The following is a 9,357-nucleotide window of genomic DNA, read 5'->3' on the forward strand; positions in this document are numbered from 1 at the left end:
TTTTTAATTTACTGAAAATCAGAACACTAAAAACACAAATTGCATTTCATCGATTTTATTTGCGTTTCATGGAGTATAAACTTATATTTGTTCCCTAAATTAATTAGTCCCAAGCTAAATTTAATCTCTCATGAAAAGAATTACTTTTTTATTAAGGTCTAGTATACTTCTAGTTGGTATGTTATTATCAACAGATGGTATGTCCCAATCCCAAACATTTACTACAGATGGTTCTTTTATTGTTCCTGTTGGAGTAACATCAATTACAGTAGAAGCCTGGGGTGCAGGTGGTGGTGGTAGTGATGCTACACAGAATGGTGGAGGACGACGTGGCGGCGGTGGCGGTGGAGGCGCTTATGCCAGTAGTGTAGTTACTGTTATACCTGGAAATTCTTATGCTGTTACAATCGGAAATGGTGGCCCTGAAAACACCGTTGGTGGTTCATCATCTTTTGACGGCTTAACAGTTGTTGCTGCTGGTGGTAATGGAGCTGGAGGCAACTCTACAACTGGAGCTACAGGAGGTTCAGCAGGTGCTTCTACAGGAACAATTACATACTCAGGTGGTAATGGTGCCGATGGTGGTGGTACATTCTCTGGAGGTGGAGGTGGTGGTGCTGGAAGTAATGGAGCTGGTGTAAATGCAACTGGGCAAACCGGTGGAGCTGGAACCACTACAAATGGTGGCAATGGCGCAGACGGTGTAAGTGGCATTACCAATGGTAATAATGGAAGTATTTATGGTGGTGGTGGTTCTGGTGGTTCTACAACAAGTAATACTAACACAAATGGTGGAAGTGGCGCTAACGGTTTAGTCGTAATTAGCTGGACATTACAACCAGAAATAAATATTGTGGGTGCTTCAAATAATATAGTAAACGACCCTACATTCTCAAATACACCAACTACAACTAATGATACTGACTTTGGCAATGAAGATATAGTATCAGGTTCAAACTCTAATATATTTACTATTCAAAATACAGGAGCGGTTTCTCTAACATTAACAGGAGGTAGCCCATATGTTGTAATTACTGGTGATACTAGCGATTTTACACTATCAGTATTGCCAAGTGATATCCCTACAACTCCAATAGCTGCTGCTGGGAGTACAACTTTTACAATAACTTTTAATCCTACGGTAACAGGATTACGAACTGCTCAGGTATCTATTGCAAATGATGATTCTGATGAAGGCCCTTACACATTTAATATACAAGGTACTGGAACAACCACAGTACAAGAAATAGATATTACTGCTAATAGCAATAGCATTCCGCATGATTTACCCCTAACTAATATTCCATCGACTACAAATGATACGGATTTTGGAAATGTTATTATAACTGGTAGTACAAATGCAAATACTTTTACTATTAATAATTTAGGAACTCTAACTAGCTTAAATTTAACAGGCGCACCACTAGTACAAATAGGAGGTGCAGATGCCGCAGATTTTACAGTAACTACAGTGCCTTTAACTCCAATTGCAGCAAATAGCAACACAACTTTTATTATAACTTTTGACCCGACATCTATTGGTGTAAAAAACGCAACGGTCACTATTGCAAATGATGACCCAACTGGTGCTGAAAACCCATATACTTTTAATATTCGCGGAACAGGTGTACTTGTTCAAGCTCCAGGTGGTGTAGATAGTGGATTAGAGTTATGGCTTAAAGGTAATGCAGGATTAAGTTATACAACTGGTCAATCAGTAAGTACATGGCAAGATCAAACTAGTAATGGTAATGATGCCACTGCTCCAGTTGTAGGTGTAGAACCAACTTATAGAGACGACCCCGCTTATAATATCAATTTTAACCCGGTAGTAGATTTTAATAATAATTCTTCGGCATTTAGTTTAGATAGTGATTTCTCTTTTGATGATACAACAACAGAGTTTTTACAGGGTACCGGTGGATATTATTCACAAGATGTATTTGTTGTTTTACTACCAAATGTTACTGTTAATAATTCCTTTGGTAGTATGGATGTATTTTGTGGTGATGAAGATATTGCTACAGATGAAACGGACGCTACAGGTATTGGTTTAGGTGCTTATTCAGTACGTTTTACAGGTGAAATTATTTCTTATGCACACGGTACAACTGCTAGTGGTTTAGGCTATGGTGTGGCAGAAACAGGAACGGGTAACACATATAGTAATGCTGGGATTATTAATGCACGAAATAATAGTGGAGCTACACAACAAGAATTATATTACAATGCAACAGACATTGAAACAACACAAAATGATGTGCCTGATTTTGCTAATGTAAATAATACAAGATATTGGATTGGACGAAGTGAAGGTTGGGAAGCAACAACAGATGCAAGAATAGCAGAAATAATCACCTATTCATCTCGTAAAAGTGATGCAGATTTAACTCAAGATCGTAATAGAATACAATCTTATTTGGCCATAAAATATGGTATTACTCTTGGAGTCAATGGTACATCTCAAGATTATGTTGATGGTGGTGGGAATGTTATTTGGGATCAATCTGCAAATTCAGGCTATAATTATGATATCGCAGGTATTGGTCGTGATGATATTTCTGAATTAAACCAAAAACAATCAAGTAGTATTAACAATGCCACCGATGGCACAGGTCTTACAGAAGGTATTATTTCTATTGGACTATCAGATATTTATGATACAAACAATCAAAACATAAGTACAAACCCAACAGCACTTAGTGATAGGCAATACCTAACCTGGGGTAACAGTGGTATTGATTTAGACTTAGCAGCTACAACTGTAAGTGTTAACATGAGCGCTGGCATTACACCTGCACTTACTACTAATGTATCGTTTACTGCTATGCAACGTATATGGAAAGTTGTTGAAAACGGTGGAGATATTCCTTCTTGTAAAGTAAGGATTCCACAAAATGCCATAAGAAACATTACACCCCCAGGAAGCTTTTTAATGTTTATATCTGATACAGGTGTTTTTGACCCAACAGCAGATTATAGAGTGATGACACCAGATGGTAGCGGAAACCTTGATGCAGACTATGATTTTGATGGTACAAAATACATTACATTTGGATATGCACCACAAGTTATTGTTGAACGCTCTGTAGAGTTTGACGGTATAGTTGATTATGTAGATATGGAAGATGCATTAGATTTAAACACATCTAATTTCACAATATCTGCATGGATAAAAAGAAATACAGGTACTGTAAATGCCTCTATAGTTTCAAAAAGAGACGCTACCTATACAGAAGGTTATGATTTTAAAATTAACGCCTCTGGAAACTTTGAGTTTGTTTTAAACGGTGGAGCCGCAACCATAACATCTTCTGTAGCTATACCAGAAAATGAATGGCATCAAGTAGCCATAATATATGATAGCGGTAATGCCACTTTATATATTGATGGTGTGCCAGATACAACGGCGTCTTCTCTTCCTGTACCAGTAGCAACAACACAATCGTTTTTTATTGCAGCAGCAGGAAAAAATGCACCAACAGCTCATTTTGCTGGAAATATTGACGAAGTTAGAGTTTGGGATATAGCACTTTCCGTAAGTCAATTAAGGTACATTATGAACCAAGAGTTGGAAAGTATAAGTTCAAATGTAGATGGAGATGTATTACCAGATACTATAACAAAAAATGAAACTATAACTATTCCTTGGTCTAATTTAGCAGGGTATTATCCAATGTCTGTATATACATATACAAACACAAATGATATGTCAGGAAATAGCAACCAAGGGGCACTAAGAAATTTAGATACTGTTGATAGACAAACAGCACCACTACCTTACCAAACACAAGCAAGTGGTTCTTGGGATGCTGATGCTACATGGTTAAACAGTAGCGTACAACCGTTACCTAACGCATTATCAATTGTTGACAATACAACCCCCATTGATTGGAATATTGTTGAAATAAATGATAACATATACCTAGGAGACAATCCTACAGACGCAAGATCAAGAGATTGCTCCGTTCAAGGTTTAATAATAAATAGCGGAGATTTACAAGTCAATGGAGACACCGCATCAAATACAGGTATTGGATTAACAGTTACACATTATTTGAAACTTGACGGCACCATAGATTTAGAAGGTGAGTCACAACTCATACAAACAGAAAGGAGTGATTTTGACACTTCTAGTTCGGGTACTCTAGAAAGAGACCAACAGGGTACTTCAAATACATATATATATAATTATTGGTCATCACCTGTTGCTCCTACTAGTAATGCCAGTTTTACATTGCCAAATATATTTAATGGTACAAACTTCCTTACCTCTGGATATAATGGCACGGCATCACCTGTTGCTGTTGCCGATTACTGGGTTTGGAAATATGCAAATAGAATTAGTGACGATTATTCTTTATGGCAACATGTAAGAAGCACAGGATCTTTATTACCTGGTCAAGGATTTACTATGAAAGGGCCTGGCACAGCAACTCCAGATCAAAACTATGAATTTTTAGGACAACCCAATAATGGTGATATTACCTTAGCAATTGCAGCTGGTAATGACTATTTAATTGGCAACCCTTATCCATCAGCTATTGATGCTAATGAATTTATTAGAGATAATATAAGAGCTTCTGATGGAGGTAATGCTGGAAATACATTAAATGTAATAAATGGCGCTTTATATTTCTGGGATCATTTCTCAGATAATACTCATAATTTAGGTCAATATGAAGGTGGCTATGCAACTTACACATTAATGGGCGGCGCTGTAGCAATAAGTAATGATGTTAGAATTAATACAACAGGAATTTCAGGAAACAAAGAACCTGAAAGATACATACCTGTTGGACAAGGTTTTTTTGTGTCTGCAATTTTTGATTCAGATTTAGTTGGTGACGATAATGACCCAGATATTACAGTTGTCAATGGTGGTACTATTATATTTGAAAATGACCAAAGAGTTTTCAAAAAAGAGGGGGAAACTATGGGAGCAAATACAGGTTCGATATTTGTAAAAAACAGTTCTAAAGGAAATAAGTATACAATTAAACAACCAACTGATACTAGAAAAAAAATCAGATTAATGTTTGATTCCCCTGATGGTTACCACAGACAATTACTTGTTGGTGTTGATCAAAATGCTTCTAATGGATTTGATTTAGCTTATGATGGCGCATTAAATGAAACGAATAAAGAAGACATGTATTGGATATTAGGTACCGAAGGTAAATTAATAATTCAAGCGGTAAATAATTTTAATAACGATCAGGTTTTACCTTTAGGGTTAAAAATTTCTACCCAAGGTCTTGCTACTATTAAAATTGATAACTTAGAAAATATCTCTAGCAATCAAAATATTTATTTACATGATAAATCACTTGATGTTTATCATGACTTAAAACAAAGTAATTACGAATTGCTTTTATCTGCTGGTGAATATCTAAATCGTTTTGAAGTCACGTTTTCAAATTCTGTTTTAAGTACAGATGAAATAGAGAATGATAACTTAGAAACCTATTTTTCAAATGAAAAAAAGAGTGTTATTATTAATAATCCAACACGTAAAAATATTAACTCAATAGAATTATATAATATACTTGGTCAATCTGTATATCGTTGTAATAAAAATTCTAATGAAAATTATATAGAGCATAAAACAAAATCGTTAAATGCTGGTACGTATATAATTAAATTAAGAACCGATGTTAATACTATTTCTAAAAAAGTATTGATAAAATAATATTTCTATACAAAATCTTAACTTTTTATTAAGTAAACCCAATCCTAACAATTCATTTAGCTTATACTTAATATCTATACTATAAACACCATTATATAAGAATTTTCCGATATATTATTACGTAAAAACCGTAAAAAAAATTATAATTAGACAATTAGATCATATATCTATGAAAAGTATTAGAATATAATATTAAATTCATCATCAAATTAATTAACCTATAATAACCAACTCTCATGAAAAAAGTTTTATTATCACTTTTTATTGTATTCAATTTTGGACTTGTTTCCTCGCAAAGTATTAACGAACAAAAAGCCGAAAAATATTTATCTCTCAAAGGTGAGATTACATTTACTTTTAAAGTAAATAATAAAAATGAAATTGATCATTACACTAGAGATTTCTCTATTGTAAATTATGACCCAAAAACTAAAACTGTTAAAGCTTGGGCTAATGAAAATCAGTTCAGGGTTTTTAAATCAAAAAATATTCCCTTTGAAGTACCTGAAAGTGAAAATGAAGTAGATGCAAACTTAATCTATGATAATAAATCTAAGTCCTCAACAAAAAATTTAACTTCTAAAAGTCTTGCAAACACACTATCTTTCCCTGTTGACAATTACCCAACTTATGCAGAATACGCGCAACAAATGCAGGATTTTGAGAATGACTACCCTACTCTGGTAGATAAATTCAGTATTGGATCTACAACCGAAAATGATGGGAAAGAGTTACTCTTTGTGAAAATTTCAGATAATGTATCCACTGACGAACAAGAACCTAAACTCATGTTCACGTCATCCATGCATGGAGATGAAATAGCTGGATACCCAATGATGTTAAGTCTTATCGATTATATTCTAACTGTGTATTCTAATCCTGGACATGCCGACCATGCTAGAGTTAAAAACTTGGTTGAAAATGCTGAAATTTGGATTAACCCAAGTGCAAACCCAGACGGAACTTATTATGGTAGTGCAGGAAACACATCTGTAACTGGAGCTAGAAGAGGTAATTTCAACAATTTAGATTTAAACAGAAACTATCCGGATAATGTAGCTGGGCCTCATGATGACGGTAACGCTTACCAAATAGAAACATTGGCTTTTATGGCATTAGCAGATGCCAATCATTTTGTTCTTTCTGCTAATTTTCATGGGGGCACAGAATTAGTAAATTATCCTTTTGATAATGCTTACGTTAGTCAATACACACACCCAGATGGCGATTGGTTTGAATTCACAGGTGTAGAATATGCAACTCATGCACAAAATGATAGCGATGCTTTAGGGGACAACACATATATGACCGCAGATGATGATAGTAACGTTTACCCTAGCCCAGGAGTAACACATGGTGCCGAGTGGTATCGTGTTTATGGTGGACGTCAAGATTTCATGAATTTTTACCATCAATGTAAAGAAGTTACTATTGAGTTATCAGACACAAAAATATTACCTGAAAGCCAACTAGTAAATTACTGGCTTTATAATCGTGATGCCCTGCTAGATTATTTAACACAAGGAACCTATGGTTTTAGAGGCATTGTTAAAGATGCAAATACAAATACTCCAATTGAGACAACTGTTACTCTTGTTGGTCATGATGCGTATGGTTCACATACATATTCTGACGCCACTAAAGGAGATTATTACAGACCAGTAAAAGCTGGTACATATGATATTTTATTTGAAGCAGATTGTTATCAATCTTTCACACTTAACAACCAAACCATATTAGATTATGAAACTAAAGCTTTAGCAGATGTACTTTTAACCCCTATAACCTCAGCAGTTCCAACCAACTTATCAGCCTCTAGCATAACAACTGATTCTGCTTCTATTTCATGGGACTCAAGTGCAGGAGCAACTTTTGATTTAAGATATCGAGAAGTAGGTTCTTTTAATTGGATAGAGGTAACTGGATTAACTTCATCTCCTTATAATATATCTTTACTTAATACATCAACTAATTATGAAGTACAAGTAAGAAGTGTATGTTCTGGATCAAGTTCTGCCTATACTTCCTCTACTATTTTTACAACAACAGCGGTTAACTATTGTACTTCTACAAGTAGTAATGTTAATGATGAATATATTAGTAGAGTTCAGTTAAATTCAATAGATAATATATCTGGAGCTCAATTCTATTCAGATTTCACAAACATTTCAACAATACTAACCAAAAATTCACAATACACAATTACTATTACTCCTACTTGGCCTGGCACAGTATATACAGAAGCTTATTCAGTATGGATTGATTATAATGCAGATGGTGATTTTAACGATTTAGGTGAGCAAGTGTTTTCACAATCTCCAATTAACTCAACAAATGTAAGTGGTTCATTTACCATACCTAGTAATGCTATCGAAAACGCTACTCGAATGAGGGTTTCTATGCAATACAATGCTATACCAACGGCCTGTCAATCTTTTCAATATGGCGAAGTAGAAGATTATACTATTACAATTGAACCAGCAGGTCCAGATACATCTGCCCCATCCACCCCACAAAACCTTGCTTCCTCTAACATTACAGAGAATACTGTTGATTTAAATTGGACGGCATCTAATGATAATGTTGGTGTTATTGCCTATGATATCTATCAAGATGGAAATATTATTGATTCGGTTAGTGGAACTTCTTATCCTGTTATAGGTCTAACCGCTAATACAGCTTACAATTTTAGTGTTATTGCAAAAGATGCTGCAGGAAACCAATCTGAAACAAGTAATATATTAAATATTTCAACATTAGCTGCGCCTTCCTGTGTTGATGGTATTCAAAATGGTACTGAAACTGGAGTTGATTGTGGTGGATCGTCTTGTGCCCCATGCTCAAATGTCCAATTATATGAAGGGTATTTTGAAAACGGACTAGATGGCTGGACTGATGGTGGAAATGATTGCGCAAGAGTCGCATCTGTAAATTCTTATGAAGGTAATTATTCCATTCAATTGAGGGATAATACTGGTGTTGCTTCTTCTATGACATCTCCAAGTTTTAATCTTTCTGGTTTTGACAGTGTTGAATTTAATTTCTTTTTCTATGCTAATAGCATGGAGAATGATGAGGATTTATTACTATTATATAATGATGGTTCAGGTTGGGAAATTCTTACTTCATGGGTTAGTGGCTCTACGTTAATTAATAACTCAATCAATAATGTCGCATTTACTTTAGATAATTCTTTTAACTTATCCAATAATGCTCAATTTAGAATTCAATGTGATGCTTCTGGAAATAACGACCAGGTTTATATAGACCAGATAGTTATTACAGGAATTAATTCTGTTGACACTACAGCTCCTATGATTACTCTAATTGGTCCTGGTAATATTGATATCAATCTTGGTGATGCTTATACCGAACTAGGAGCTACGGCTACCGATAATAAAGACGGGGACATTACAGCAAACATCGTTATTGGTGGTGATGCAGTAGATACTAATACTACTGGAACTTACACAGTAACCTATAACGTGAATGATGCTGCTGGTAACGCTGCGACTCAAGTTGATAGAACTGTAAATGTTGTTCCAGATACTACAGCTCCAGTTATTGCATTAGTTGGGAACGCAACCATTAATTTAAATATTGGTGATTCTTACACTGAAGAAGGAGCTACGGCTACCGATAATAAAGACGGGGACATTACAGCA

The 9,357-nt window shown here is 35.0% G+C and carries 2 protein-coding genes; both read left to right on the forward strand.

All coding sequences use genetic code 11. The annotated features are described in order from the left end of the window. The first annotated feature begins 130 nt into the window (after positions 1-130). Positions 131-5,692 carry a DUF8202 domain-containing protein gene (locus ABD935_RS06510; protein ID WP_345190908.1) on the forward strand — a complete coding sequence of 1,854 codons (5,562 nt, stop codon included), beginning with the start codon at positions 131-133 and terminating at the stop codon, positions 5,690-5,692. A gap of 236 nt (positions 5,693-5,928) precedes the next feature. Then, positions 5,929-9,357: M14 family zinc carboxypeptidase (locus tag ABD935_RS06515; protein WP_345190909.1), on the forward strand; the 3,429-nt coding region annotated here is incomplete at its 3' end.

It is taken from the genome of Algibacter agarivorans (assembly GCF_039543245.1).
Taxonomy (GTDB): domain Bacteria; phylum Bacteroidota; class Bacteroidia; order Flavobacteriales; family Flavobacteriaceae; genus Algibacter_G; species Algibacter_G agarivorans.